Origin of the sequence: Streptomyces cadmiisoli, assembly GCF_003261055.1 — a bacterium.
GTDB classification, from domain to species: domain Bacteria; phylum Actinomycetota; class Actinomycetes; order Streptomycetales; family Streptomycetaceae; genus Streptomyces; species Streptomyces cadmiisoli.
This window is the reverse complement of the sequence record NZ_CP030073.1, coordinates 6,732,581-6,758,085: the sequence shown is the minus strand read 5'-3', so window position 1 is coordinate 6,758,085 and position 25,505 is coordinate 6,732,581. Positions and strand designations below refer to the sequence as shown.

20 protein-coding genes, 3 rRNA genes and 1 pseudogene are annotated in these 25,505 nt (G+C 68.6%); 8 read left to right on the top strand and 16 right to left on the bottom strand.

Annotated elements, in window-relative coordinates; all coding sequences use genetic code 11:
• Positions 1 to 162 precede the first annotated feature (162 nt).
• The 4 genes from DN051_RS29660 to DN051_RS29645 form a co-directional block, all read right to left on the bottom strand.
• Entirely contained in the window at positions 163 to 1,080 is a 918-nt protein-coding gene (locus tag DN051_RS29660; RefSeq protein WP_112439870.1) for an ABC transporter ATP-binding protein, read from the bottom strand.
• Positions 1,077 to 2,114 (bottom strand): FecCD family ABC transporter permease, encoded by a 1,038-nt coding sequence (locus DN051_RS29655; RefSeq protein ID WP_053758149.1) that lies wholly within the window; start codon positions 2,112 to 2,114, stop codon positions 1,077 to 1,079. Before DN051_RS29655 ends, DN051_RS29660 begins: the two co-directional genes overlap by 4 nt.
• On the bottom strand, positions 2,111 to 3,154 hold the full coding sequence (locus tag DN051_RS29650; RefSeq protein WP_079000699.1) for a FecCD family ABC transporter permease: 1,044 nt from the start codon (positions 3,152 to 3,154) through the stop codon (positions 2,111 to 2,113). The genes DN051_RS29655 and DN051_RS29650 overlap by 4 nt, the downstream gene beginning before the upstream one ends.
• Before the next feature lie 68 nt (positions 3,155 to 3,222).
• The gene (locus tag DN051_RS29645; protein WP_112439868.1) at positions 3,223 to 4,251 is read right to left on the bottom strand and encodes an HAD hydrolase-like protein; all 1,029 of its coding nucleotides are present in this window, start codon (positions 4,249 to 4,251) and stop codon (positions 3,223 to 3,225) included.
• 72 nt (positions 4,252 to 4,323) lie between these two features.
• On the opposite strand from DN051_RS29645, the gene DN051_RS29640 reads away from it, so the two are divergent.
• Positions 4,324 to 5,616 carry a DUF1015 family protein gene (locus tag DN051_RS29640; RefSeq protein WP_053758152.1) on the top strand — a complete coding sequence of 431 codons (1,293 nt, stop codon included), beginning with the start codon at positions 4,324 to 4,326 and terminating at the stop codon, positions 5,614 to 5,616.
• 115 nt (positions 5,617 to 5,731) lie between these two features.
• Here the strand turns inward: DN051_RS29640 and DN051_RS45930 are convergent, their stop codons facing one another.
• From DN051_RS45930 to DN051_RS29610, 6 genes and pseudogenes are all read right to left on the bottom strand, one after another.
• A complete protein-coding gene (locus DN051_RS45930) occupies positions 5,732 to 6,493 on the bottom strand; it encodes a tetratricopeptide repeat protein (RefSeq protein ID WP_199315006.1) in 762 nt (253 codons plus the stop codon).
• A gap of 240 nt (positions 6,494 to 6,733) precedes the next feature.
• Positions 6,734 to 7,540: pseudogene (locus tag DN051_RS47835) on the bottom strand (hypothetical protein); the annotation flags it as partial.
• A gap of 311 nt (positions 7,541 to 7,851) precedes the next feature.
• A 5S ribosomal RNA gene (gene rrf, locus DN051_RS29630) occupies positions 7,852 to 7,968 on the bottom strand.
• 105 nt (positions 7,969 to 8,073) lie between these two features.
• Positions 8,074 to 11,194: ribosomal RNA gene (locus tag DN051_RS29625) — 23S ribosomal RNA — on the bottom strand.
• Between the two features lie 305 nt (positions 11,195 to 11,499).
• A 16S ribosomal RNA gene (locus DN051_RS29620) occupies positions 11,500 to 13,022 on the bottom strand.
• The 16S, 23S and 5S rRNA genes sit together here, the layout of an rRNA operon.
• Before the next feature lie 518 nt (positions 13,023 to 13,540).
• A complete protein-coding gene (locus tag DN051_RS29610; RefSeq protein WP_112439862.1) occupies positions 13,541 to 14,182 on the bottom strand; it encodes a DNA-3-methyladenine glycosylase in 642 nt (213 codons plus the stop codon).
• Positions 14,183 to 14,321: 139 nt separating this feature from the next.
• On the opposite strand from DN051_RS29610, the gene DN051_RS29605 reads away from it, so the two are divergent.
• The 3 genes from DN051_RS29605 to DN051_RS29595 all read left to right on the top strand — a co-directional run bounded on the left by DN051_RS29605 (position 14,322) and on the right by DN051_RS29595 (position 16,378).
• On the top strand, positions 14,322 to 15,104 hold the full coding sequence (locus tag DN051_RS29605) for a sporulation protein (protein ID WP_053759634.1): 783 nt from the start codon (positions 14,322 to 14,324) through the stop codon (positions 15,102 to 15,104).
• A gap of 39 nt (positions 15,105 to 15,143) precedes the next feature.
• Positions 15,144 to 15,683, top strand: coding sequence for a YbhB/YbcL family Raf kinase inhibitor-like protein (locus tag DN051_RS29600; RefSeq protein ID WP_112439860.1), 540 nt, complete (start codon positions 15,144 to 15,146; stop codon positions 15,681 to 15,683).
• A 188-nt stretch (positions 15,684 to 15,871) separates the two neighbouring features.
• Positions 15,872 to 16,378, top strand: a complete 507-nt coding sequence (locus DN051_RS29595; RefSeq protein WP_053759632.1) for an HNH endonuclease — start codon at positions 15,872 to 15,874, stop codon at positions 16,376 to 16,378.
• A gap of 59 nt (positions 16,379 to 16,437) precedes the next feature.
• Here DN051_RS29595 and DN051_RS29590 read toward each other — a convergent pair whose 3' ends face one another.
• From DN051_RS29590 to DN051_RS29580, 3 genes are all read right to left on the bottom strand, one after another.
• Positions 16,438 to 17,394 (bottom strand): SPFH domain-containing protein, encoded by a 957-nt coding sequence (locus DN051_RS29590; RefSeq protein WP_053759631.1) that lies wholly within the window; start codon positions 17,392 to 17,394, stop codon positions 16,438 to 16,440.
• A 146-nt stretch (positions 17,395 to 17,540) separates the two neighbouring features.
• Positions 17,541 to 17,972, bottom strand: coding sequence for an NfeD family protein (locus tag DN051_RS29585; RefSeq protein ID WP_079000994.1), 432 nt, complete (start codon positions 17,970 to 17,972; stop codon positions 17,541 to 17,543).
• Between the two features lie 94 nt (positions 17,973 to 18,066).
• A complete protein-coding gene (locus DN051_RS29580) occupies positions 18,067 to 18,864 on the bottom strand; it encodes an ABC transporter ATP-binding protein (RefSeq protein WP_053759630.1) in 798 nt (265 codons plus the stop codon).
• Positions 18,865 to 19,014: 150 nt separating this feature from the next.
• Between DN051_RS29580 and DN051_RS29575 the strand changes: the two genes are divergently transcribed.
• Positions 19,015 to 19,803 (top strand): hypothetical protein, encoded by a 789-nt coding sequence (locus tag DN051_RS29575; protein WP_053759629.1) that lies wholly within the window; start codon positions 19,015 to 19,017, stop codon positions 19,801 to 19,803.
• 362 nt (positions 19,804 to 20,165) lie between these two features.
• Here DN051_RS29575 and chpE read toward each other — a convergent pair whose 3' ends face one another.
• From chpE to DN051_RS29560, 3 genes are all read right to left on the bottom strand, one after another.
• Positions 20,166 to 20,411, bottom strand: a complete 246-nt coding sequence (gene chpE / locus DN051_RS29570; RefSeq protein WP_053759628.1) for a chaplin ChpE — start codon at positions 20,409 to 20,411, stop codon at positions 20,166 to 20,168.
• Positions 20,412 to 20,569: 158 nt separating this feature from the next.
• Positions 20,570 to 21,211: a response regulator gene (locus DN051_RS29565; RefSeq protein ID WP_053759627.1), complete on the bottom strand. Its 642-nt coding sequence runs from the start codon at positions 21,209 to 21,211 to the stop codon at positions 20,570 to 20,572.
• A complete protein-coding gene (locus DN051_RS29560; protein ID WP_053759626.1) occupies positions 21,204 to 22,349 on the bottom strand; it encodes a GAF domain-containing sensor histidine kinase in 1,146 nt (381 codons plus the stop codon). Before DN051_RS29560 ends, DN051_RS29565 begins: the two co-directional genes overlap by 8 nt.
• Before the next feature lie 241 nt (positions 22,350 to 22,590).
• Between DN051_RS29560 and DN051_RS29555 the strand changes: the two genes are divergently transcribed.
• From DN051_RS29555 to DN051_RS29545, 3 genes are all read left to right on the top strand, one after another.
• Positions 22,591 to 23,289 (top strand): SDR family NAD(P)-dependent oxidoreductase, encoded by a 699-nt coding sequence (locus tag DN051_RS29555; RefSeq protein ID WP_112442504.1) that lies wholly within the window; start codon positions 22,591 to 22,593, stop codon positions 23,287 to 23,289.
• Positions 23,286 to 24,371 carry an S-adenosylmethionine:tRNA ribosyltransferase-isomerase gene (locus tag DN051_RS29550; protein ID WP_112439858.1) on the top strand — a complete coding sequence of 362 codons (1,086 nt, stop codon included), beginning with the start codon at positions 23,286 to 23,288 and terminating at the stop codon, positions 24,369 to 24,371. Before DN051_RS29555 ends, DN051_RS29550 begins: the two co-directional genes overlap by 4 nt.
• A 297-nt stretch (positions 24,372 to 24,668) precedes the next feature.
• Positions 24,669 to 25,409 carry a transglycosylase SLT domain-containing protein gene (locus DN051_RS29545; RefSeq protein WP_053759643.1) on the top strand — a complete coding sequence of 247 codons (741 nt, stop codon included), beginning with the start codon at positions 24,669 to 24,671 and terminating at the stop codon, positions 25,407 to 25,409.
• Positions 25,410 to 25,505 lie beyond the last annotated feature (96 nt).

Sequence of the window (25,505 nt, the reverse complement as noted above, 5' to 3'; positions counted from 1 at the left end):
GGTGCCCGGGGCAGCCCGTTCGTGCGCCGGTACGGCCTCGGGGAGCCCGTTCAGCGGCACCGCGTCCCTGCCTGACGAAGCCCCTTGTACGGGGACTCTGCCTCCAGGCGGCCCCCTCAGCGGGGAAGCTGCCTCAGGCGGCCCCTCAGCGGCAGCGCGGCCTCAGGAAGCGGCCACGGAAGTCCGGTCCGCCGTCGCACGCGCGCGTGCCCGGCGGGCCGCCGGCACCACCAGCGGGGTCCCGGTCTCCGGATCGTCGATGATCTGGCAGCGCAGCCCGAAGACGTCCTCCACCAGCTCGGCGGTCACGATGTCGTTCGGCGCGCCCGCGGCGATCACCTCTCCCCCGCGCAGCGCGATCAGGTGCGTGGCGTACCGGGCGGCGTGGTTGAGGTCGTGCAGGACGGCGACGAGAGTGCGGCCCTGCTCCTCGTGCAGCTGCGCGCACAGGTCGAGGACGTCTATCTGGTGCTGGATGTCCAGATACGTCGTCGGCTCGTCGAGCAGCAGCAGCGGCGTCTGCTGGGCGAGCGCCATCGCGATCCACACACGCTGCCGCTGACCGCCGGACAGTTCGTCGACGAACCGGTCGGCGAGCTCGGCGACGCCGGTCTGCGCCATGGACTCCTGGACCACCCGCTCGTCCTCGGCCGACCACTGGCGCAGGATGCCCTGGTGCGGGTACCGGCCGCGGCCCACGAGGTCGCCGACCGTGATCCCGTCCGGCGCGATGGACGACTGGGGCAGCAGTCCGAGCGTGCGGGCGACCTTCTTCGCGGGCATCGACTGGATGACCTGCCCGTCCAGCAGCACGCGGCCCCGGTCGGGCTTGAGCATCCGCGACAGCGCGCGCAGCAGCGTCGACTTGCCGCAGGCGTTCGGGCCGACGATCACGGTGAAGGAGTTGTCGGGGATCTCCACCGACAGCTGCTCGGCGATGACACGCTGGTCGTAGGCGAGGGTGACGCTCTCGGCGGACAGGCGGTTCACTGTGCTCCTTCGGGTGTTCTCGTCGGCTGAGCCGCTCGTGTCCGGCTTCTGCCCGGGGCCTTTCGCCCCCGGCGTCGCGGGGCCGCTCATATCCGGCCCGCCCTGCGTTCGGTGACCAGCAGCCACAGCAGGTAGACCCCGCCGAGGACGCCGGTGACCACGCCCACGGGCAGCTGGTCCGCGCCCAGGAGGCGCTGCGAGACCCAGTCGGCGGTGACCAGGAGGGCCGCGCCCATGCACAGCGAGGGCACCAGGTTCGGGCCCGGTGAGCGGGTCAGGCGGCGCGCGAGCTGCGGCGCGGTGAGCGCCACGAACCCGACCGGTCCGGCGGCGGCGGTGGCCGCGGCGGTCAGCAGGACGGCGGCCACCAGCAGCAGCATCCGTACGCGCTCGACGCGCACCCCGAGGGCGTACGACACGTCGTCGCCCATCTCCATCATCCGCAGGCCGCGCCCGTTCGCGAGGACGAGCGGTACGAGGACCGCGCTCAGCGCGAGCAGCGGCCAGACCTGGTCCCAGTCCCGGCCGCTGAGCGAGCCGGTCATCCAGACCACCGCGCGGGCCGCGTCGACGATGTCGGCCTTGGTCAGCAGATAGCCGTTGACGGCCGTGACGACGGCGGAGACGCCGATGCCGACCAGCACCAGCCGGTAGCCGTGCACCCCCTGCTTCCAGGCCAGCAGGTAGATGGCCAGACCGGTTGCCAGACCGCCCACGAGCGCGCCGGCCGTGACGGCGCCGGCGTCACCGGAGAACAGCACGATCACGACGAGCGCGCCGGCCGTGGCGCCCTGGCCGAGGCCGAGCACGTCCGGGCTGCCCAGCGGATTGCGGGAGATCGACTGGAACAGCGCGCCACCGAGTCCGAGCGAGGCGCCGACCAGCAGCGCGACGAGGACCCGCGGCAGCCGCAGCTCGTTGACGATGAACTGCTGACCGGCGTCGCCGTTGCCGAGCAGCGTCTTGAGCACGTCGCCGGCCGAGATGGGGAAGTCGCCGGTGCCGATCAGCAGCACGCTCGCGGCGAGCGCGGCGAGCAGCAGCAGGAGGACGACGACGAGGGACCGGACGTCCAGACGCACCGACAGCCCGCCGGGCGTGCGCAGGGCACGGTTGCTCTTCACAGCTTGGCCGTCCTCCGGCGTCGTACGAGAAAGATGAAGACCGGGCCGCCGAGGATCGCGGTGACGATGCCGACCTGGAGTTCCGCGGGCCGGGCGACGACCCGGCCGAGCACGTCCGCGCCGAGCAGCAGCACGGGCGACAGGACGGCGGCGTAGGGCAGGATCCAGCGCAGGTCGGGCCCGGTGAACGAGCGGACCACGTGCGGAACCATCAGCCCGACGAACACGATGGGCCCGCAAGCTGCGGTCGCGGCCCCGCACAGCACGGTGGCGGCGAGCATGGACAGCGCCCGCGTCCGGTTGAGGTTGGCGCCGAGCGCCTTGGCGGTGTCGTCGCCCATGGCCATGGCGTTCAGCGGCCGGGCCAGGGCCAGCGCGAGCACCGAGCCGGTCACCAGGAACGGCAGCACCTGCGCGATGGTCTCGTCGGTCGCCGTGCTCAGCGAACCGATCGTCCAGAAGCGCATCTTGGCGAGCGCCGCGTCGTCCAGGATCATCGCGGCCTGGAGATAGCCGTAGAGGGCGGCGCTGATCGCGGTGCCGGCGAGCGCGAGCCGGACCGGTGTGGCCCCCCGGCTGCCGCCCAGGAACCAGACCAGCGCCCCGACCGCGGCCGCGCCGAAGAAGGCGAACCACACATAGCCGCTCAGGCTGGTGACGCCGAAGAAGCTGATGGCGGTGACGACCGCCGCGGACGCGCCCGCGTTGATGCCGAGCAGTCCGGGATCGGCCAGCGGGTTGCGGGTGAGCGCCTGCAGCACGGCACCGGCCAGGCCGAGCGCCGCACCGGCGAGGAGCCCGAGGACGGTGCGGGACAGGCGCTCGTCGACCACGACGTCGCCGTACGTCCCCGTGCTCTCGAACAGCCCGTGCCAGACCTGCCCCAGGGACAGTTCCTTGGCGCCGATCGTGATGCTCGACAACGCGACGAGCACCATGATCGACGCGGCCGCGAGCAGCCCGAGGGCACGCGTCACCCGGCGACGTGGAGGCGCGGGCATGACGTCCGCGCGCTGTTCGGGAGGGCTTTCAACCAACACGCGGGTTAGGTTAGCCTACCCTCTGATTGAATCAAGATCCGGATGCCGGCCCGGACGCCCACGCCACGTCACAACCCCAGCCGTGCCAGCGCCTTCTCCGCGTCCAGCGCGCACGTGCCGTCACCGGCCGCCGTCCAGGCCGCCGCGCACAGGACCCGCAGCCCGTCCAAGGACGCGCCGTCACCGTCGAGTTCCAGTCGCTCCGCCCCGGCCTTCGCCGTCCAGCCGCCGCACCGGAACCCGTCGCCCGCCCCGGTCACCTCGGGCTGGCCGGTGAGCAGGCCGCGCAGATCGGCGTCGACGTACGTCGGCCGGTGCTGCGGCGGCGCGGCGAGCAACTGCGCCGCGTCGGTCACCCCGGTCAGCACGAGCAGCGAGTCGACCTCCCCGTTGAACGCGCCCTCGATGTCGGTGTCCAGCCGGTCCCCCACCACCAGCGGCCGCTTCGCCCCGGTGCGCAGGATCGTCTCCCGGTGCATCGGCGGCAGCGGCTTGCCCGCGATCTGCGGCTCCGCGCCGGTCGCGATCCGCACCACCTCCACCCCGGCGCCATTGCCCGGCACGATCCCGCGGACGCTCGGTATCGTCAGATCGGTGTTCGACGCGAACCACGGGACGCCCCGCGCGATCGCGTAGCACGCCTCGTTGAACCGCCCCCACGGCAGCTCCGGCCCACCGAACCCCTGCACCACCGCGGCCGGATCATCGTCCGCCGACTCGACCGGCACGAGCCCGCGCTCCCGAAGCGCCACCCGCAGCCCCTCGCCGCCGATCACCAGAACCCTGGCGCCCGACGGCACCTGCTCGGCGATCAGCCGCGCCACCGCCTGCGCCGAGGTGATCACGTCGGACGCCGCCGTCGGGATGCCCAGCGCGGTCAGGTGCGCGGCCACGGTGTCCGGCGTCCGCAGCGCGTTGTTGGTGACGTACGCGAGGTGCATCCCGCCCGCACTGGCCGAACGCAGCGAATCCACCGCGTGCGCGATCGCGCTCCCGCCCGCGTACACCACCCCGTCCAGATCGAGCAGTGCCGTGTCGTACGCCCCGCTGAGCGTCTGACCACTGCCCTCGGGCCTGGTCCTGACCCCCTGGCTCATTCGGTTACTCTCCTCGGCTCGGTGTCTTTCCTCGATCATCCCTCATGTCACTGGCACACGTACGATGCCGGGATGAACACAGCAGGTCACCCGGAAGCAACGACGCGCCGAGGCCTCGAACTCACGCCGTTCCGAGGGCTCCGCTACGACCCCGATCGGGTCGGCAGCCTGGCCGCCGTGACATCCCCGCCGTACGACGTGGTCGTACGCCCCGACGGCCTGCACCACCTCCAGTCGGCGGACCCGCACAACATCGTTCGGCTGATCCTTCCGGAGGCCGCGACCCCCGCGGCCCGTGACGCCCAGGCCGCCGACACCCTGCACCGCTGGGTCGCCGACGGAATCCTCGTCACCGACTCCGAGCCCGGCCTCTACGTCTACGAGCAGTGCGACGGCCGGGGCATGCTCCAGCGCGGCGTCATCGGCGCCCTGCGCGTCTCGGAGCCGGCGGAAGGCGTGGTGCTGCCGCACGAGGACGTCATGCCGCACATCGTCGCCGACCGCGCGGCGCTGATGCGCGCCACCTGCACGAACCTCGAGCCCCTCCTGCTGACCTACCGCGGCGACGACGCGGCGGCCCTCACCACCGAGGTGGTGGAACGCACCGCCGAAAAGCCCCCGCTCCTCGCGACCACCACGGAGGACGGCTTCAGCCACCGCCTGTGGTCGGTCACGGACCCCGGGGACCTCGCCCGGATCCAGTCCGACCTCGCCCGGCACCAGGCCCTGATCGCCGACGGCCACCACCGCTGGGCGACCTACCTCCGCCTGCGCACCGAGCACCCCTCCCCGAGCCCCTGGGACTACGGCCTGGTCCTCCTGGTCGACACCGTCCGCTACCCGCTGCGCGTCCGCGCCATCCACCGCCTGCTGCACGGGTTGCCCGTGGCCGACGCCCTCGCCGCCCTCGAAGGCCGGTTCCGTGTGAGCCGCCTCGACGCGTCGCTCGCCGACGCCCTGGCGGTGCTCGGCGAGGCCGCCGCCACGGGCAACGCCTTCCTCCTCGCCGGAGACGGCGCCTTCCACCTGGTGGACCGCCCCGACCCGGACCTGCTCGCGCGCACGGTCCCGGCCGAGCACCCCGCCGCCTGGCGCACCCTCGACGCGACGGTCCTGCACGCCACACTCCTCGCGCACGTCTGGGACATTCCCGAGGACTCCCCCGCGCACATCGCGTACATCCACGACGCCGCCGCCACGGTCGCCAAGGCGGAACGCGACGGCGGCACGGCCGTACTGATGCACCCCGTCCACGAGGAAGTCGTACGCGATCTGGCCCGCCAGGGCGTCACGATGCCCCGCAAGTCGACGTCCTTCGGACCGAAGCCGGCGTCCGGACTGGTGCTCCGCGCGCTGGAACCCTGACGCGGGGCACGCGGAAACACCAGGAACACGAAGGTCACGAAGGACACGAAAAAAGGGGTGGGACCCGTACCGGGTCCCACCCCTTCACGCGTTCACACGGAACCGTCGGCCGACGTCACTCCTCGCGGTCCTGCTGATCGTCCGCCTCCGAGTCGCCGTCCGCACGGACGCTGTCGCCGTCGTCGCTCTCGTCGAGCGCGTCGAGCGCGTCGACGAACTCCACGCCGTCCAGCTCGGCGAGCCGGTCCGAGGCATCGGTGCTGCCGTCCCGGTCCGCCTCGACGGCCTTCGCGAACCACTCACGCGCCTCACGCTCCCGACCGGCGGCGAGCAGCGCGTCGGCGTAGGCGTACCGCAGCCGGGCGGTCCACGACTGCACGGAGCTGGAAGCCAGTTCCGGGCTCTGCAGCGTCACGATGGCTGCCTCGAGCTGCCCCATGTCGCGTCGCGCACCGGCCGCGACCAGGCGCATCTCGACCTGCCCGGCCTTGTCCAGCTTGTGCACCTCGGGCGCCCCGGCCATGTCCAGCGCCTTCTCAGGCCGCCCCAGCCCACGCTCGCAGTCGGCCATGACGGGCCAGAGCTCCACACTGCCCGTCATCCGACGTGCCGCCCGGAACTCGGCCAGCGCCTCTCCGTACTTCTGGTTCGCGTACGCCGCGAACCCGGCCGCCTCACGCACGGCCGCCACACGGGAAGCCAGCCGCAGCGCGACCTTGGAGTAGCCGTAGGCACCCTCGGGGTCCTCGTCGATGAGCCTGGCGACCATCACCAGGTTCTTGGCGACGTCCTCCGCGAGCGTCTTCGGCAGGCTCTGCAGTTCCTGCCGTACGTCCTTGTCGATCTCGTCGCCGGTCACGTCCTCGGGGATCGGCAGCCGCTTGATCGGCTCACGGTCCCTGTCCCGGTCCCGATCGTCACGGAACCGGGGGCCACCGGTGCCACCGCGCCGGTCGTCACGGCCCCGGAAACCACCGGGCCGCCCACCGCGGTCGTCCCGGCGCGGCCCGCGCGCCCCACGGTCGTCACGGCCGCGGAACCCACCACGATCACCGCGGCTGTCGTCCCGACGCGCATAACTGCCGCGGTCGCCACGATCGTCACCCCGACGCTCGAAGCCACCACGATCCCCGCGGTCATCACCCCGACGCTCGTAGTTCCCACGGTCGCCGCGGTCATCGCCGCGACGCTCGAAACCACCACGGTCGCCACGGTCGTCGCGCCGGAACCCGCCACGGTCGTCCCGCCGGAACCCACCACGGTCGCCACGGTCGTCACGGCGAAAACCTCGGTCGTTCCGATCGCCTCGGTCGCCTCGGTCATCACGCCGGAAGCCTCGGTCGCCGTCATCACGGCGGTCGTCCCGCCGGCCGTAGCTGCCACGGCTGTCATCCCGCCGGAAGGAGGGACGGTCGTCCCGCCGGTCATCACGGCGATCGTCCCGCCGGCCGTAGCTGCCACGGCTGTCATCCCGCCGGAAGGAGGGACGGTCGTCACGGCGGTCGTCGCGCCGGTCATCCCGCCGATCGTCGCGACGGAATCCGCCTCGGTCCCCACGGTCGTCCCCGCGGCGATCGTCACGCGAGCCGTATCCGCCGCGGTGGTCGTCACGGCGGGGGGTGGGACGGTCATCGCGGTCGTCACGACGGAAGCCGCCAGGGCGTCCGCCTCGATCGTCACGGCGGAAACCACCGGCGCGGCTGCCTCGGTCGTCCCGACGCGGCCCGCGGTCACGGTCGTCACGCTGGACCGACGGACGCGCACCACCACGGTCGCCGTCACGCCGAACGTACCCGCCCCGATCACCGTCACGGCGGTCGTCGCGGCGGTCGTCCCGCCGATCGTCACGGCGGAAACCGCCGCGATCACCGCGGTCGTCACCGCGGCGGTCGTCACGACGGTCGTCACCACGCCGATCATCACGACGGCCGTATCCGCCACGGTCACGGTCGTGGCCGCCACGGTTGTTGTCGCGCCGGTCGTTGTCGCGCCGGAAGCCGCCTTGGTCACGACGGTCCCCGCCACGGTAACCACCACGGTCGCCGCGGTCTCCACCATCCCGTCGGCGCTGGTCGCGCTCCGGTCGTTCCTCGGGAGAGTTGGTGGACATCGGTGACTCCTGTCTTTGGTACCGCAAGTCATTCTCGCGCAGCCGTGCATCCGGCGCGCTCTGGAAAACAAAAAGGACCCCTGGTCCCAGCTTATCGCTGGTGACCAGGGGTCCTTTCAAAGATTGTTCGGCGGCGTCCTACTCTCCCACAGGGTCCCCCCTGCAGTACCATCGGCGCTGTGAGGCTTAGCTTCCGGGTTCGGAATGTAACCGGGCGTTTCCCTCACGCTATAACCACCGAAACCCTATTGGTTTCGAGCGAACAAGCACACTCTTCAATTGTCTGTTCGGCTCAAAGCCGGCAACTGTTCGTTGCCTCAGAACTGACACAGTGGACGCGAGCAACTGAGGACAAGCCCTCGGCCTATTAGTACCGGTCAACTCCACACGTTACCGTGCTTCCATATCCGGCCTATCAACCCAGTCGTCTACTGGGAGCCTTACCCCATCAAGTGGGTGGGAGCCCTCATCTCGAAGCAGGCTTCCCGCTTAGATGCTTTCAGCGGTTATCCCTCCCGAACGTAGCCAACCAGCCATGCCCTTGGCAGAACAACTGGCACACCAGAGGTTCGTCCGTCCCGGTCCTCTCGTACTAGGGACAGCCCTTCTCAAGACTCCTACGCGCACAGCGGATAGGGACCGAACTGTCTCACGACGTTCTAAACCCAGCTCGCGTACCGCTTTAATGGGCGAACAGCCCAACCCTTGGGACCGACTCCAGCCCCAGGATGCGACGAGCCGACATCGAGGTGCCAAACCATCCCGTCGATATGGACTCTTGGGGAAGATCAGCCTGTTATCCCCGGGGTACCTTTTATCCGTTGAGCGACGGCGCTTCCACAAGCCACCGCCGGATCACTAGTCCCGACTTTCGTCCCTGCTCGACCCGTCGGTCTCACAGTCAAGCTCCCTTGTGCACTTACACTCAACACCTGATTACCAACCAGGCTGAGGGAACCTTTGGGCGCCTCCGTTACTCTTTAGGAGGCAACCGCCCCAGTTAAACTACCCATCAGACACTGTCCCTGATCCGGATCACGGACCCAGGTTAGACATCCAGCACGACCAGACTGGTATTTCAACGACGACTCCACCTGAACTGGCGTCCAAGCTTCAAAGTCTCCCAGCTATCCTACACAAGCCGAACCGAACACCAATATCAAACTGTAGTAAAGGTCCCGGGGTCTTTCCGTCCTGCTGCGCGAAACGAGCATCTTTACTCGTAGTGCAATTTCACCGGGCCTATGGTTGAGACAGTCGAGAAGTCGTTACGCCATTCGTGCAGGTCGGAACTTACCCGACAAGGAATTTCGCTACCTTAGGATGGTTATAGTTACCACCGCCGTTTACTGGCGCTTAAGTTCTCAGCTTCGCCCCACCGAAATGGAGCTAACCGGTCCCCTTAACGTTCCAGCACCGGGCAGGCGTCAGTCCGTATACATCGCCTTACGGCTTCGCACGGACCTGTGTTTTTAGTAAACAGTCGCTTCTCGCTGGTCTCTGCGGCCACCCCCAGCTCGAACAGTAAATGCTCTCACCAGGCGTGGCCCCCCTTCTCCCGAAGTTACGGGGGCATTTTGCCGAGTTCCTTAACCATAGTTCACCCGAACGCCTCGGTATTCTCTACCTGACCACCTGAGTCGGTTTAGGGTACGGGCCGCCATGAAACTCGCTAGAGGCTTTTCTCGACAGCATAGGATCATCCACTTCACCACAATCGGCTCGGCATCAGGTCTCAGCCTCAAGTGCGACGGATTTACCTATCGCACGGCCTACACCCTTACCCCGGGACAACCACCGCCCGGGATGGACTACCTTCCTGCGTCACCCCATCACTCACCTACTAACCGCTTGGTCCGGCGGCTCCACCACTCCCCTCAACTCCGAAGAGATCAGGGCGGCTTCACGGCCTTAGCATCACGATGCTCGATGTTTGACGCTTCACAGCGGGTACCGGAATATCAACCGGTTATCCATCGACTACGCCTGTCGGCCTCGCCTTAGGTCCCGACTTACCCTGGGCAGATCAGCTTGACCCAGGAACCCTTAGTCAATCGGCGCAAACGTTTCTCACGTTTGTATCGCTACTCATGCCTGCATTCTCACTCGTCAACCGTCCACAACTACCTTCCGGTGCTGCTTCACCCGGCAGACGACGCTCCCCTACCCATCACAGCGGGCGTTGGCCCTACATGCTGCAATGACACGACTTCGGCGGTACGCTTGAGCCCCGCTACATTGTCGGCGCGGAATCACTAGACCAGTGAGCTATTACGCACTCTTTCAAGGGTGGCTGCTTCTAAGCCAACCTCCTGGTTGTCTGTGCGACTCCACATCCTTTCCCACTTAGCGTACGCTTAGGGGCCTTAGTCGATGCTCTGGGCTGTTTCCCTCTCGACCATGGAGCTTATCCCCCACAGTCTCACTGCCGCGCTCTCACTTACCGGCATTCGGAGTTTGGCTAAGGTCAGTAACCCGGTAGGGCCCATCGCCTATCCAGTGCTCTACCTCCGGCAAGAAACACACGACGCTGCACCTAAATGCATTTCGGGGAGAACCAGCTATCACGGAGTTTGATTGGCCTTTCACCCCTAACCACAGGTCATCCCCCAGGTTTTCAACCCTGGTGGGTTCGGTCCTCCACGAAGTCTTACCTCCGCTTCAACCTGCCCATGGCTAGATCACTCCGCTTCGGGTCTTGAGCGTGCTACTAAAAACGCCCTGTTCGGACTCGCTTTCGCTACGGCTACCCCACCCGGGTTAACCTCGCAACACACCGCAAACTCGCAGGCTCATTCTTCAAAAGGCACGCAGTCACGAGAATGTGCAAGCACATTCCGACGCTCCCACGGCTTGTAGGCACACGGTTTCAGGTACTATTTCACTCCCCTCCCGGGGTACTTTTCACCATTCCCTCACGGTACTATCCGCTATCGGTCACCAGGGAATATTTAGGCTTAGCGGGTGGTCCCGCCAGATTCACACGGGATTTCTCGGGCCCCGTGCTACTTGGGTGTCTCTCAAACAAGCCGCTGACATTTCGACTACGGGGGTCTTACCCTCTACGCCGGACCTTTCGCATGTCCTTCGTCTACATCAACGGTTTCTGACTCGTCTCACGGCCGGCAGACCGCAAAAGAGAGATCCCACAACCCCGTATACGCAACCCCTGCCGGGTCTCACACGTACACGGTTTGGCCTCATCCAGTTTCGCTCGCCACTACTCCCGGAATCACGGTTGTTTTCTCTTCCTGAGGGTACTGAGATGTTTCACTTCCCCTCGTTCCCTCCACACTGCCTATGTGTTCAGCAGCGGGTGACAGCCCATGACGACTGCCGGGTTTCCCCATTCGGAAACCCCCGGATCAAAGCCTGGTTGACGACTCCCCGGGGACTATCGTGGCCTCCCACGTCCTTCATCGGTTCCTGGTGCCAAGGCATCCACCGTGCGCCCTTAAAAACTTGGCCACAGATGCTCGCGTCCACTGTGCAGTTCTCAAACAACGACCAACCACCCGTCACAGCCCACCGAAGCGGACTTTTACCGGGGCCGGCAGCTGAGGGGAAGTTCATTCCCTCAGACACCCAACAGCGTGCCCGGCCAGCTCCCGTCCGAAGATCATGCGTTCCACGCTCTGACGAGCAGTACTAGCAGCCCCCGACCCAAGACCTGGCCGAATAGTCAACGTTCCACCCATGAGCAACCAGTGCGAGACGTTCGCTCGCATCCTGGCCTCTGAACCAGCCGAAGCTGATTAAGAAGTGCTCCTTAGAAAGGAGGTGATCCAGCCGCACCTTCCGGTACGGCTACCTTGTTACGACTTCGTCCCAATCGCCAGTCCCACCTTCGACAGCTCCCTCCACAAGGGTTGGGCCACCGGCTTCGGGTGTTACCGACTTTCGTGACGTGACGGGCGGTGTGTACAAGGCCCGGGAACGTATTCACCGCAGCAATGCTGATCTGCGATTACTAGCGACTCCGACTTCATGGGGTCGAGTTGCAGACCCCAATCCGAACTGAGACCGGCTTTTTGAGATTCGCTCCACCTCACGGTATCGCAGCTCATTGTACCGGCCATTGTAGCACGTGTGCAGCCCAAGACATAAGGGGCATGATGACTTGACGTCGTCCCCACCTTCCTCCGAGTTGACCCCGGCGGTCTCCCGTGAGTCCCCAGCACCACAAGGGCCTGCTGGCAACACGGGACAAGGGTTGCGCTCGTTGCGGGACTTAACCCAACATCTCACGACACGAGCTGACGACAGCCATGCACCACCTGTACACCGACCACAAGGGGGCGCCTGTCTCCAGACGTTTCCGGTGTATGTCAAGCCTTGGTAAGGTTCTTCGCGTTGCGTCGAATTAAGCCACATGCTCCGCCGCTTGTGCGGGCCCCCGTCAATTCCTTTGAGTTTTAGCCTTGCGGCCGTACTCCCCAGGCGGGGCACTTAATGCGTTAGCTGCGGCACGGACAACGTGGAATGTTGCCCACACCTAGTGCCCACCGTTTACGGCGTGGACTACCAGGGTATCTAATCCTGTTCGCTCCCCACGCTTTCGCTCCTCAGCGTCAGTATCGGCCCAGAGATCCGCCTTCGCCACCGGTGTTCCTCCTGATATCTGCGCATTTCACCGCTACACCAGGAATTCCGATCTCCCCTACCGAACTCTAGCCTGCCCGTATCGACTGCAGACCCGGGGTTAAGCCCCGGGCTTTCACAACCGACGTGACAAGCCGCCTACGAGCTCTTTACGCCCAATAATTCCGGACAACGCTTGCGCCCTACGTATTACCGCGGCTGCTGGCACGTAGTTAGCCGGCGCTTCTTCTGCAGGTACCGTCACTTTCGCTTCTTCCCTGCTGAAAGAGGTTTACAACCCGAAGGCCGTCATCCCTCACGCGGCGTCGCTGCATCAGGCTTTCGCCCATTGTGCAATATTCCCCACTGCTGCCTCCCGTAGGAGTCTGGGCCGTGTCTCAGTCCCAGTGTGGCCGGTCGCCCTCTCAGGCCGGCTACCCGTCGTCGCCTTGGTGAGCCGTTACCTCACCAACAAGCTGATAGGCCGCGGGCTCATCCTGCACCGCCGGAGCTTTACAACCTCAACCATGCGGAAGAGGCTCATATCCGGTATTAGACCCCGTTTCCAGGGCTTGTCCCAGAGTGCAGGGCAGATTGCCCACGTGTTACTCACCCGTTCGCCACTAATCCACCCCGAAGGGCTTCATCGTTCGACTTGCATGTGTTAAGCACGCCGCCAGCGTTCGTCCTGAGCCAGGATCAAACTCTCCGTGAATGCTTCCCCGTGATCGGGGCGAACACCACGAGAGCGGAACGATCGGAGGAATAATCCGACCGTTCACAGCGTCCTCGCTGTGTTATTTCAAAGGAACCTCGCCCCAGCAGATGCTGGAGACGGGGTATCAACATATCTGGCGTTGACTTTTGGCACGCTGTTGAGTTCTCAAGGAACGGACGCTTCCTTCGTACTCACCCTCTCGGGCTTTCCTCCGGGCGCTTCCCTTCGGTGTTTCCGACTCTATCAGACCTTTTCTCGACCTGATCCCCAGTCAGCGGGGTTTGTCTTGGGCTTGTCGGCTTTCGCCTGTCGGCCTTTCGACATTCACTACGTTAGCCGATTCCCTCGGCAACTCATAATCGAGTTCCTCGGGATCAGAATTCGAGCATGCGGACATGACGAATTAAGCCCCACTGAGGGAGTGACATAGGTAGTGGTTTGGCCGCTCCGGCTGCTGACGATCGCAGTACCCGGTTCAGCGGCTCGGGCTACATTACGCACCTTCCGCAGACGCGTCAACTTCGGCGCCGCCTGGGGGTGTGGGCCCGATAGGGGCTCACAGTCGGGTCGTTGGCGATCCAGAAGCGCCACGGGTGGACGCCACCGTCGCCGGCGACTCCGGTGCGGGGACCGTTCCTTACCTGGTCGGGCGGCACCGGGGTGCCCGTCAGGGCTCGGAGGGGGGTGTCTCCGGCGGCACAGGCGTCGGTGCCGTCCAGGGAGCGGTCGACGTCCAGCGCGGTCGCCAGACGGGCCGGGCCTTTGGCCAGTTCCTTGTCATTTCGGGCCGAGAGTCGACGTTTGCGCGTCAGCTCCGCCCCCTCGATGATCTCGCCGGCGCGGAGCAGGACGGCGCTCGCGCGTCCGCCGGGACCGCACACCAGGTTCATGCAGTGCCACATGCCGTAGGTGAAGTAGACGTACACATGGCCGGGCGGACCGAACATCACGTCGTTGCGGGGTGTGCGCCCGCGATAGGCGTGGGAGCCCGGGTCGCTCGGGCCGTCGTAGGCCTCGACCTCCGTCAGGCGCAGTGCGATCGGACCGTCCGGGGTCGTACGGACGACGATGCGGCCGAGGAGGTCGGGGGCGACGTCCAGTACGGGCCGGTCGAAGAACGCCCGCGGCAGGGGCGTACGGTCGAGGGTCGCGATCATGCCGTCCGAGGGTAATGCAGACGTGTCGGGGACGCGGGGTGGCGACCGGTGCGGTCGCCTTGCCAGGGTGGGGTAGCGGAACCGGCCACGGCCGGATTGCGTTTGTAGTGGTCAAAGACGTAGTGAACGAGGGAGAGACATGGCGTTCAAGAAGCTGCTCGCAAGCCTGGGGGCCGGTGGGGCTTCGGTCGAGACGGTGCTGACCGAGGTCAACGTCGTTCCGGGCGGTGTCGTCCAGGGTGAGGTGCGGATCCAGGGCGGGTCCGTCAACCAGCAGATCGAGGCGCTGTCGGTCGGGCTCCAGGCCAAGGTGGAGGTCGAGGGCCAGGACACCGAGTACAAGCAGGACGTCGAGTTCACGAAGGTGCGGCTGGGCGGCGCCTTCGAGCTGCAGGCGAACGCCGTGCACGCGGTGCCGTTCGGGCTGGACATCCCGTGGGAGACGCCGATCACGATGATCGACGGCCAGGCGCTGCGCGGGATGCACATCGGGGTGACCACGGAGCTGGAGATCGCGCGTGCGGTGGACTCCGGTGACCTGGACCCGATCAACGTGCACCCGCTGCCCGCGCAGAAGGCGATTCTCGACGCCTTCATCCAGCTGGGCTTCCGCTTCAAGAACGCGGACATGGAGCGCGGGCACATCCGGGGCACGCGCCAGAAGCTGCCGTTCTACCAGGAGATCGAGTTCCTTCCGCCGCAGCAGTACCGCGGGCTGCACCAGGTCGAGTTGAGCTTCGTGGCCGACGATCAGGTCATGGACGTCGTGCTGGAGATGGACAAGAAGCCCGGCCTGTTCAGTGAGGGCAGTGACACCTTCCGCTCGTTCCAGGTGGGGCTGCACGACTACCAGGGCACCGACTGGGTGGCGTACCTCAACCAGTGGCTGTCCGAGGTCGGCAGCAAGCGGAACTGGTTCTAGGCTCGGAACCCACTGAACCAGCCGATCAGGAGGTACCAGGTGACCGAGCTCAAGCGGCGGCCGCTCCCCCACGACTTCCACCCGCCCGTGCCGTCGTTCGCGGTCACGAGTGAGGACGTGGAGGAAGGCGCGACGCTCAAGGACGCTCAGGTCCACGCGGCCGGCAACACCTCACCGCAGCTGCGGTGGGAGGGCTTTCCGCCCGAGACCAAGAGTTTCGCCGTGACCTGCTACGACCCGGACGCCCCGACCGGGAGCGGCTTCTGGCACTGGGTCGTGTTCGACATCCCGGTGTCGGTGACGGAGCTGCCGACCGGTGCGGGCAGCGGGAAGTTCGAGGGTCTGCCGGAGGGAGCGGTGCAGGCGCGCAACGACTACGGCACCAAGGACTTCGGCGGTGCCGCGCCGCCCCCCGGGGACGGGCCGCACCGGTACGTGTTCACGGTGTACGCCGTCGATCAGGAGAAGCTCGGTCCCGGCTCGGACGCCAGCCCTGCGGTCGTGGGCTTCAATCTGCGTTTCCACGCGCTGGCGCGTGCCCAGTTCATCGGCGAGTACGAGGTGCCCGCCGAAGTCTGACGTTCACTGAACGTTTGCCCGCCCCTGGTCTTGGAAGTGATCAGGGGCGGGCATTTTTGTTGCCGGGGGCCGTGGGGTGCACCCCCGTGGAGCAGCAGATATTGCGTTGTCCATCTCGGCGAGCCCGGCCAGAGTTGATCCCAGCCCGCCGAGGGGTGGGCCGGTGCACACGGGAGGTGGGCTGGTTTATGCGGGACACGCTGGTACTGAACGCGAGCTTCGAGCCGCTGTCGACGGTGACTTTGAACCGGGCCGTGGTTCTGGTGCTTCAGGACAAGGCCGTGGTCGAGCAGGCCCACCCCGAACTGCGCATGCGCGGAGCCGAGGTCGACATACCCGCGCCCAGGGTGATCAGGCTGTGCAGATACGTACGGGTGCCTTTCCGAAGACAAGCGCCGTGGTCGAGGCGGGGTGTCCTGGTGCGCGACCGGCACAGGTGCGCGTACTGCGGGCGGCGGGCGACGACCGTGGACCACGTGCTGCCGCGGTCGCAGGGTGGTCAGGACACCTGGCTGAACACGGTGGCGTCGTGTGCGGAGGACAACCACCGCAAGGCGAACCGGACGCCGGACGAGGCGGGTATGCCGCTGCTGCACAGGCCGTTCGAGCCGACGCCGGCGGACGCGATGCTGCTGGCGATGTCCCGGGACGATCTGGAGGCGCTTCCGGACTGGCTGTCGCAGCCCGCTGCCTGAGGGGTGACCGGACGCAGTGAGGCCCCCGCACCGTAGGGTGCGGGGGCCTCACTGCGTCGTCAGTCGATGCTCGGCTTCTCCCGGCGCTCCGCGCCCGGGCCGCCGTTGGTCGCGGAGCCGGGTCCGGCCGAACCTCCGCCCATGGGGTTGAAGTTGCCGAGCGCTCCGGACAGGCCCTTGAGGGCGTCGCCGATCTCGCTGGGGACGATCCAGAGCTTGTTGGCGTCGCCCTCGGCGATCTTCGGCAGCATCTGGAGGTACTGGTAGGAGAGCAGCTTCTGGTCCGGGTCGCCGGCGTGGATGGACTCGAAGACGGTGCGGATCGCCTGGGCCTCGCCCTCGGCGCGCAGCGCGGCGGCCTTGGCCTCGCCCTCGGCGCGCAGGATCTGCGACTGCTTCTCGCCCTCGGCGCGCAGGATCTCGGACTGCCGGACACCTTCGGCCTGGAGGATCGCGGCGCGCTTGTCTCGGTCGGCGCGCATCTGCTTCTCCATCGAGTCCTGGATGGAGGTGGGCGGTTCGATCGCCTTGAGTTCGACGCGGTTGACGCGGATGCCCCACTTGCCGGTGGCCTCGTCGAGGACGCCGCGCAGGGCCGCGTTGATCTCCTCGCGTGAGGTGAGGGTGCGCTCCAGGTCCATGCCGCCGATGATGTTGCGCAGTGTGGTGACGGTGAGTTGCTCGATCGCCTGGATGTAGCTGGCGACCTCGTAGGTGGCGGCCCGTGCGTCGGTGACCTGGTAATAGATGACGGTGTCGATGTTGACCACCAGGTTGTCCTGGGTGATCACCGGCTGCGGCGGGAACGGCACGACCTGTTCACGCAGGTCGATGCGGTTGCGGATGGTGTCTATGAACGGGACGACGATGTTGAGGCCCGCGTTCAGCGTGCGTGTGTAGCGGCCGAACCGCTCCACGATGGCGGCGCTGGCCTGTGGGATGACTTGGATCGTCTTGATCAGGGCGATGAAGACCAACACCACCAGAATGATCAGGACGATGATGACCGGTTCCATCGTCGCTCCCCGTACCCTTCTTCCGCCTCGGCACCTTCGGCAGTTCTTATGGTGCAGATCTTATGGTTGTTGAAGATCTTGCTGGTCGAGTCTGACAGACCGTCGCACCGTGCGGGAGGTGTTCGGCCACCTTGCGTCGTGCGAGGTCACATCACGATCGCCGTGGCTCCCTCGATGTCCACGACGTCCACTTCCTGGCCTGCCTCGAAGGTGCGGCCGGCGTCGAGCGAGCGGGCCGACCAGACCTCGCCGGCCAGTTTGATGCGTCCGCCGGAGCCGTCGACGCGCTCCAGCACGACGGCCTGTCTGCCCTTCAGCGCCTCGACGCCGGTGGCGAGTTGGGGGCGCTGGGCGCGGTGCCGGTTGGCGATGGGCCGGACGACGGCGATCAGGGCCGTCGAGACGACGGCGAACACCACGACCTGGAACACGGCGTCACCGCCGAAGATGCCGGCGACGACCGACGCCGCGACGGCGCCCAGGGCCAGCATGCCGAGTTCGGGCATCGCGGTGATGACGAGCGCGATGCCGAGCCCCGTCGCTCCGACCAACCACCATACCCACGCGTCGATTTCCACACGGTCATGGTAGGACCGCGGATCGTGCGCGGACAGGGCGCGATCGGGCTGGGGCGGGCGTTCTCACCCGTCTCTTCGCGGGTGTTTCACCGGTTCAGGACAGCGGGAGGCCCTGGGCGGTCCAGCGGTCGCCGACCTGCTCGACGACGAGCGGCAGGCCGAAGCAGAGGGAGAGGTTGCGGGAGGAGAGTTCGAGCTCGAGGGGGCCGGCGGCGAGGACCTTGCCCTGGCGGATCATGAGGACGTGGGTGAAGCCGGGGGCGATCTCCTCGACGTGGTGGGTGACCATCAGCATCGAGGGGGCGATCGGGTCGCGGGCGAGGCGGCCGAGCCGGCGGACGAGGTCCTCGCGGCCGCCGAGGTCGAGGCCGGCGGCGGGCTCGTCGAGCAGGAGCAGCTCGGGGTCGGTCATCAGGGCGCGCGCGATGAGGGTGCGCTTGCGTTCGCCCTCGGAGAGGCTGCCGAACTTGCGGTCCAGGTAGTCGGACATGCCGAGGCGGTCGAGGAAGGCGCGGGCGCGCTGCTCGTCCACTTCCTCGTAGTCCTCGTGCCAGCCGGCGGTCATGCCGTACGCGGCGGTGAGCACGGTCTGGAGGACGGTCTGCCGCTTGGGGAGTTTTTCGGCCATGGCGATGCCCGCCACGCCGATGCGGGGGCGCAGCTCGAAGACGTCGGTGCCGGGGGTGCCGAGGGTCTCGCCGAGGATGGTGGCGGTGCCCTTGGTGGGGTAGAGGTAGCTGGAGGCGACGTTGAGGAGGGTGGTCTTGCCGGCGCCGTTGGGGCCGAGGATGACCCAGCGCTCGCCCTCCTTGACCGACCAGGAGACCTGGTCCACGAGAGCCCGGCCCTCACGGATCACGGATACGTCCTGAAGTTCCAGAACATCGCTCATGAGCGCGTTGTCTCCCCTTGCAGTGTGGCCTTCTCGGCTGTTGCGTACGCCTGTGGCTCGGTCCGCCGCGCCGGTGGGCGCAGCCCTCAAGGAAATCTACGCCACTGGTCGGCCGGTCTATTCCATCGGTCCGGTACTTAGGGTGGAGGCATGCTTTCCGAACCACGCTCCGGACGCCTTGCCGCTTGGGGAAATGCCCTGATTGCCGGACTTGTCTCGCCGGATGACGCCGTACTCGCCATCGTCGGTGACGACGCCGTGCACCGGGTGGAGGGGTTGCCCGGTGAGGCGGCGCCGGTCGGTCTCACGCTCGCGCTGGGGCGACTGCGGGCGCTCGGCGTCACCGGGCTGCGGGTCGCGCTGCCGGCTCCCGGGCATCCGCTGGGGCTGAGCGGGCCGCCGGAGTTCAACGCGCGAGCGCTGGAGGCCGAGGAAGCGGTGATCTGCCACGGCGGTGCGCTGGGGCTGGTTCCCGAGGTGGCCGAGGCCGGGCCCGAGGGCGATCTCCATGTGGAGGTCGTCTGGCATGTGTTGCCGGTCCGGGAGGCACCGCCCGCGGACGTGCCGTCGCTGGGCGAGGCCGAGCGGGAGCTGGCGGAGGCCCTGCGGGAGGCGACCGAGGTGCTGACGCGGCTGGACGTGGCCGGGTCGGGGCCGGTGGCGCAGTCCGCGATCGACGCGTACCGGGCGCGGGCCGAGCGGGGGCGGGAGGCGTTGGCGCCGGGCTATCCCGGACGGGCGGTGCGGGTGCTGGAGCTGGCGCAGCGGGTGGGGCTGCTGATCTCCGTGGCGTACGAGAACGGACACGGGGGCGCGGTCAGCGCCGGGGAGATGGCGGCTCGGGCGGAGGCGTTGCGGCCGGTGGAGCGGACGGCTCGGCGGGCACAGGTGGCGGCGTACAACGCGGTTGTGGAGGAGCGGGAGCGCGGCGCTCGCTGAACGCGTCGGCCGCCTGAGAAGACTCGGCGCCCGGTGCGGGCGCGCGGGAAGGCCCCGCCGGTCGTGCAGGACCGGCGGGGCCTGTGTGTACGGCCGGGTGCCGCACCGTGCTCCGCCTCGTCTCCGGGGCGCTCGGGGCGGGCCTCGGCGAGTTCGGCGGTGTGGCCGCGGGCGTCGGCCGGGATGCGGACGGGAGCTTGCCCGCATGACCCGGGTCCGCCGCCCGGCGACCACGGCGGTCGCGTCGTCCACCGCGACGGCGCACCGCCACCGTTCGGATCGGGCCCGCCCCGGGCGACCGGGGCGGACCGGCCGCCCGGATCAGTGCAACGGCGCGGTCACCGGCCGTCGGCGCAGGCAGCTCAGCGGTTGATGCCGAGGTTGCCGAAGGCCGGGTTCAGCACGCCGATGACGTTCACGCTGTTGCCGACGACGTTCACGGGGATGTGCACCGGGGCCTGGATGACGTTGCCCGAGAGGACGCCCGGCGAGTTGTGGGCCTTGCCGGCGGCCGTGGCGCCGTCGGTGGCGGAGGCCATGCCGGCCCCGGCGGCGACCAGTCCACCGGCCACCATCGTCACTGCCGCCGCCTTCTTCAGGTTCTTCACTTCTGAGCCCTCCTGTGCGATAGCCGCGGCAGTCGCCGCAGCACGCCTTGGAGAACGGCGGGGGCGGAGGGAGGATGCGCCATTCGGGGGACATTCCCACGACGGTATGAATCTCAGCCCGGAGCGGAACCTTCCGAGTTGCCGTACGGGCGTGCGGATCAGCCGGTCACCCCGTGGCGTACGGCCCACAGCGCCGCCTGGGTGCGGTCGGCGAGGTCGAGCTTCATCAGGATGTTCGAGACGTGGGTCTTGACCGTCTTCTCGGAGAGCACCAGGGCGCGGGCGATCTCGCGGTTGGAGCGGCCGTCGGCGATCAGACCGAGCACCTCGCGCTCGCGCTCGGTGAGCGAGCCCGCCCTCCCCTGGCCGGAGCCGGCCTCCTCCTGGGACAGCAGGGCGCCCGCCACCTCCGGCTGGAGCAGGACGTGGCCGGCGTGCACGGAGCGGATGGCGCCGGCCAGGGCGTCGGGGTCGATGTCCTTGTACACGTATCCCGCGGCGCCGGCGCGCAGGGCCGGGACGACGGTGCGCTGCTCGGTGAAGCTCGTCACGATCAGCACGCGCGCGGGGTTGTCCAGCTCGCGGAGTCTGCGCAGTGCCTCGACGCCGTCCATGCCGGGCATCTTGACGTCCATCAGGACGACGTCGGGTCTGAGCTCCTCGGCGCGGGCGACGCCCTCGGCACCGTCGGAGGCCTCCCCCACGACCTCGATGTCGTCCTGCACTTCCAGGAAGGTGCGCAGCCCCCGGCGGACCACCTGGTGGTCGTCGACGAGCAGCACCTTGATCGCTTCAGCCACCGGGTACCTCCATTTCGATGGTCGTGCCCTTCCCGGGCGCCGATTCCACAGTCAGGCTTCCACCGACGCCGTTCGCCCGGTCCCGCATGGAAACCAGGCCCAGGTGGCGACCCGCCCGGCGCACCGTGCCCGGTTCGAATCCGCCGCCGTCGTCCGCGACCCGCAGGACGGCGCCGTTGCCGCGCCGGATCAGGGTCACGTCGACCCGGTCGGCCCCGGAGTGGCGCAGGGCGTTGTGCAGGGCCTCCTGGGCGACCCGCAGCACGGCCTCCTCCTGGGCCGCGGGCAGGGCGCGCACACCGCGGCCGGTGAAGGTCACCCGCGCGCTGTGGGCGCGGTCGAGGACCTGGATCTGGGTGCGCAGGGTGGCGACCAGACCGTCCTCGTCGAGCGCCGCGGGGCGCAGTTCGACGACGGCGGCGCGCAGTTCGTCGGCGGCCTCGGCAGCGAGCACGGCCACCTGCTGCAGCTCGCCCTTGGCGCGGGCCGGGTCGCGGTCGACCAGGGCCGCTGCCGCCTGTGCCGTCAGTCGCAGGGAGAACAGCTTCTGGCTGACCGCGTCGTGCAGTTCGTGGGCGAGGCGGGAGCGCTCCTCGGCGATGGTCAGTTCACGGCTGCGTTCGTAGAGGCGGGCGTTGGTCAGGGCGATCGCCGCGTGCTGCGCGAGGATCGACAGCAGTTCCTCGTCCTCCGCGGTGAAGCCGCAGGTGCCCTCCGGTTTGGGGCAGTTCTTGTTGGCGAGGAACAGGGCGCCGATGACCTCGTCGCCGTCCCGGATCGGCAGGCCGAGGAAGTCCGCCAGCTCGGGATGGGCGGCGGGCCAGCCCCCGAAGCGCGGGTCGGTGCGGACGTCGCCCAGGCGCTGGGGCGTGGCCTCGCGGAGCATCGCGGCGAGGATGCCGTGCTGGCGCGGCAGGGGGCCGATGGCCCGCCACTGGGCGTCGCTGACGCCGTCGACCACGAACTGCGCGAAGCCGCCGTGGTCGTCCGGGACGCCGAGTGCCGCGTACTGCGCGTCGAGCAGCTCTCTGGCCGAGGCGACGATCGTCTTGAGGACGTCGCGCACCTCCAGATGCCTGCTCATGGCCAGCAGCGCTGAACTCACCGCGGCGAGGCCGGACCGGGGGCCGTGATTCATGTCCTCACGGTACCGGCGGGGTGCGACAGCGCGGATCGGACCGGTGACGCGCCCGCCTGGGCCGCAGGGCCTAGGTCCCAGGTCGCGGCCCGTCGGCGTAGGACGAAGGACCCCGCCGCTCTGCGGCCCGCGACGGAGGTGGCCCGGCCCGCCCGGTTCCTAGGTTGGGGGCAGCCGATCGAGCAACGTGCGGAACGAGCGGCACAACCGGAACGACTGGAACGACGAGGGGACGGGCGTCATGCCGGTAGCGATCATCACGGGGGCCTCCAGGGGGTTGGGGCGGGCGCTCGCCGAGGCGCTGGCCGCACGCGGCTGGGATCTGGTGCTGGACGCGCGGGGGGCCGAGGCGCTGCGGGAGACGGCGGCGGCGCTCTCGGCGCACGGGACGCGGGTGGAGGCCCTGCCCGGGGACGTCACGGACGCCGCGCACCGGGCCGGGCTGGTGGCGGCGGCGTGGAAGCTGGGCGGCGTCGATCTGCTGGTGAACAACGCGAGCGCGCTCGGTGCCGAGCCGCTCGTGCGCCTGGAGGAACTGCCCCTGGACGGGCTGCGGCGGGCACTGGAGGTGAACCTGGTGGCCGCGCTGGGCCTGGTGCAGGAGGCGCTGCCGCTGCTGCGGGCGGCCGGGGCGAGGGCGGTGATCTCGGTCAGCTCGGACGCGGCGGCCGAGGCGTACGGGGCGTGGGGCGGCTACGGGGCGTCGAAGGCGGCCCTGGACCAGCTGACCGCGGTGCTGGCCGTCGAGGAGCCGGAGCTGCGGGTGTGGGCGGTCGACCCGGGCGACATGGCCACGGACCTGTACGCGGCGGCCGTGCCGGACGACGCCGGTGCGCGGCCCGAGCCCGCCGTCGTCGTGCCGGGTTTCCTGCGGCTGCTGGACGAGCGGCCGGCGAGCGGACGCTATGGGGCGCCGGCCCTGCTGCAGGGGGCTCGATGACGCTGGCGGTGCGGGTGCCGGAGGAGCTGTCCGCGCGGGTGCCGGTGGAGCAGCGGGCGCCGGGGCTGGACCGGGACGCCGTACGGCTGCTGGTGTCGCGGGGCGCGAGGGTGTCGCACCACGCGTTCGTGGAGCTGCCGCGGCTGCTGCGGGCGGGGGACCTGCTGGTGGTCAACACGTCCGCCACGCTGGCCGCCGCGGTGGACGGGTGGGTGGGGCACGCGCGCGTGGTGGTGCACTTCTCGACGTGCGGGGACGACGGGCGGTGGGCGGTGGAGCTGCGGGAGCCGGACGGCAGGGGCACCACGCGCGCCCGTGGGGGCGGCCCGGAGGGGACCGAGGTGCGACTGCCCGGGGGCGGGGTGCTGGTCCTGGAGGAGCCGCTCGGCGCGCGGGGCGGGCGGTTGTGGTGGGGGCGGGCTTGCGGTGCCGGGGTCCTCGGGGTGCTGCGGGACCACGGGCGGCCCATCCGCTACTCCTATACGGAGCGGGACCAGGACCTGTCCGCCCACCAGACGGTGTTCGCGCTGCCGTCGGCCGACGGGGCGGGCAGCGCGGAGATGCCGAGCGCGGCGCGGCCCTTCACGCACCGTCTGGTGGCGGAGCTGGTGAGCCGGGGGGTGCAGTTCGCGCCGGTCACGCTGCACACGGGGGTGGCGTCCGCGGAGGCGCACGAGCCGCCGTATCCGGAGCGGTTCGCGGTGCCGGCGGCGTCGGCGCGGCTGATCAACGCGGTGCGGGCGGGCGACGGGCGGGTGATCGCGGTGGGTACGACCGCCGTGCGGGCCGTGGAGTCCGCGGCGGGGCCGGACGGGGTGGTCCGGGGCGCGGCGGGCTGGACGGATCTGGTGGTCACGCCGGAGCGGGGCGTGTGCGTGGTGGACGGGCTGCTGACCGGGCTCCACGAGCCGGAGGCGTCGCACCTTCTGATGCTGGAGGCGGTCGCCGGAAGGGCGGCGATCGATCGCGGGTATGAAGCGGCGCTGCGGGCGCGTTACCTCTGGCACGAGTTCGGCGATGTGCATCTCCTCCTTCCGGAGGAGGGGGCCTACGCAGAGCAGCGCACGGACGACGGTCGGTGAGACCGGTGCGCCCCGGGTGTGAGCCCGCACATAGGGCGCAGATCACTTACGAAAGTCAATAGGAGATAAAGACTCCCGTCGGAGCGGGACAGACAGCCCAGTCTGTCCCGTTTTGTCACTGCATGGACTACTACCCGGGGTCGTAGGTCACACCTTTGCCTCGGAATTTTGCGGCCGCTAAGAATGGCTGCCGTCGCTCAGCGCCGCGGGTCTCCACCCGCGGCGTTAGTGCGGGAAAGAACGATCACCCGCCGGACGCAGAGCGACCTCCGCGCTATTCGAAGAGGTCCATCAGTGATACCCAAGAACATTCGCCTTCGCGATCGTGGTCGCGCCCTGACCAAGAACACCAAGATCGCTACCGTCGGTGTCGCCGCGCTCGGCGCCGCCGCCCTCGCCTTCACCACGGTGCCCTCGGGCGGCCAGACGACCACGACCGAGGCCGCCCCGTCGTCCTCCGTCGTGTTCCACTCGGAGCCGGTCAAGGACGTCCGGGCCAGCGTCACCGACCAGCTGGCCACCGCCAGCCTCAAGGTCGAGGCGATCGAGGCGAAGAAGAAGGCCGCCGCGCAGGCCGCCAAGGCCGCTGCCGAGAAGAAGGCCGCCGCCCGGGCCGCCGCCGCGCGGCAGGCAGAGCAGGCGCGGGCCGCCGAGGCGGCCGCGAGCCGGGCAGCGCAGCGCGTCGAGGTGCAGACCGTCGCCGCGACGAAGAGCTACGCCGACAACCTCGACGGCTGGATCCGGGAGTCGCTGGACATCATGCAGGACCGGGGCATCCCCGGCTCCTACCACGGCCTGCACCGCAACATCATGCGGGAGTCCTCGGGCAACCCGAACGCCATCAACGACTGGGACATCAACGCCGTCAACGGCGTCCCGTCCAAGGGCCTGCTCCAGGTGATCCCGCCGACCTTCCAGGCGTACCACGTCCCCGGTACGTCGTGGAACATCTACGACCCGGTCGCCAACATCACGGCCGCCGCGAACTACGCGGCGGACAAGTACGGCTCGATCGACAACGTCTTCGGAGCGTACTGACACCACCGCGTGGACCGAGGCCGGCGCGGACCTCCGGTCCCGTACGCCGAAGGGCGGCACCCCTCCTGACGGGGGTGCCGCCCTTCGGCGTACGGC

Bases quoted from the DNA above. Each gene is read 5' to 3' on its own strand.
- DN051_RS29660 (WP_112439870.1), bottom strand. From the start codon at position 1,080: ATGAGCGGCCCCGCGACGCCGGGGGCGAAAGGCCCCGGGCAGAAGCCG.
- DN051_RS29645 (WP_112439868.1), bottom strand. From the start codon at position 4,251: ATGAGCCAGGGGGTCAGGACCAGGCCCGAGGGCAGTGGTCAGACGCTC.
- DN051_RS29640 (WP_053758152.1), top strand. From the start codon at position 4,324: ATGAACACAGCAGGTCACCCGGAAGCAACGACGCGCCGAGGCCTCGAA.
- DN051_RS29610 (WP_112439862.1), bottom strand. From the start codon at position 14,182: ATGATCGCGACCCTCGACCGTACGCCCCTGCCGCGGGCGTTCTTCGAC.
- DN051_RS29605 (WP_053759634.1), top strand. From the start codon at position 14,322: ATGGCGTTCAAGAAGCTGCTCGCAAGCCTGGGGGCCGGTGGGGCTTCG.
- DN051_RS29595 (WP_053759632.1), top strand. From the start codon at position 15,872: ATGCGGGACACGCTGGTACTGAACGCGAGCTTCGAGCCGCTGTCGACG.
- DN051_RS29590 (WP_053759631.1), bottom strand. From the start codon at position 17,394: ATGGAACCGGTCATCATCGTCCTGATCATTCTGGTGGTGTTGGTCTTC.
- DN051_RS29580 (WP_053759630.1), bottom strand. From the start codon at position 18,864: ATGAGCGATGTTCTGGAACTTCAGGACGTATCCGTGATCCGTGAGGGC.
- DN051_RS29575 (WP_053759629.1), top strand. From the start codon at position 19,015: ATGCTTTCCGAACCACGCTCCGGACGCCTTGCCGCTTGGGGAAATGCC.
- DN051_RS29560 (WP_053759626.1), bottom strand. From the start codon at position 22,349: ATGAATCACGGCCCCCGGTCCGGCCTCGCCGCGGTGAGTTCAGCGCTG.
- DN051_RS29555 (WP_112442504.1), top strand. From the start codon at position 22,591: ATGCCGGTAGCGATCATCACGGGGGCCTCCAGGGGGTTGGGGCGGGCG.
- DN051_RS29550 (WP_112439858.1), top strand. From the start codon at position 23,286: ATGACGCTGGCGGTGCGGGTGCCGGAGGAGCTGTCCGCGCGGGTGCCG.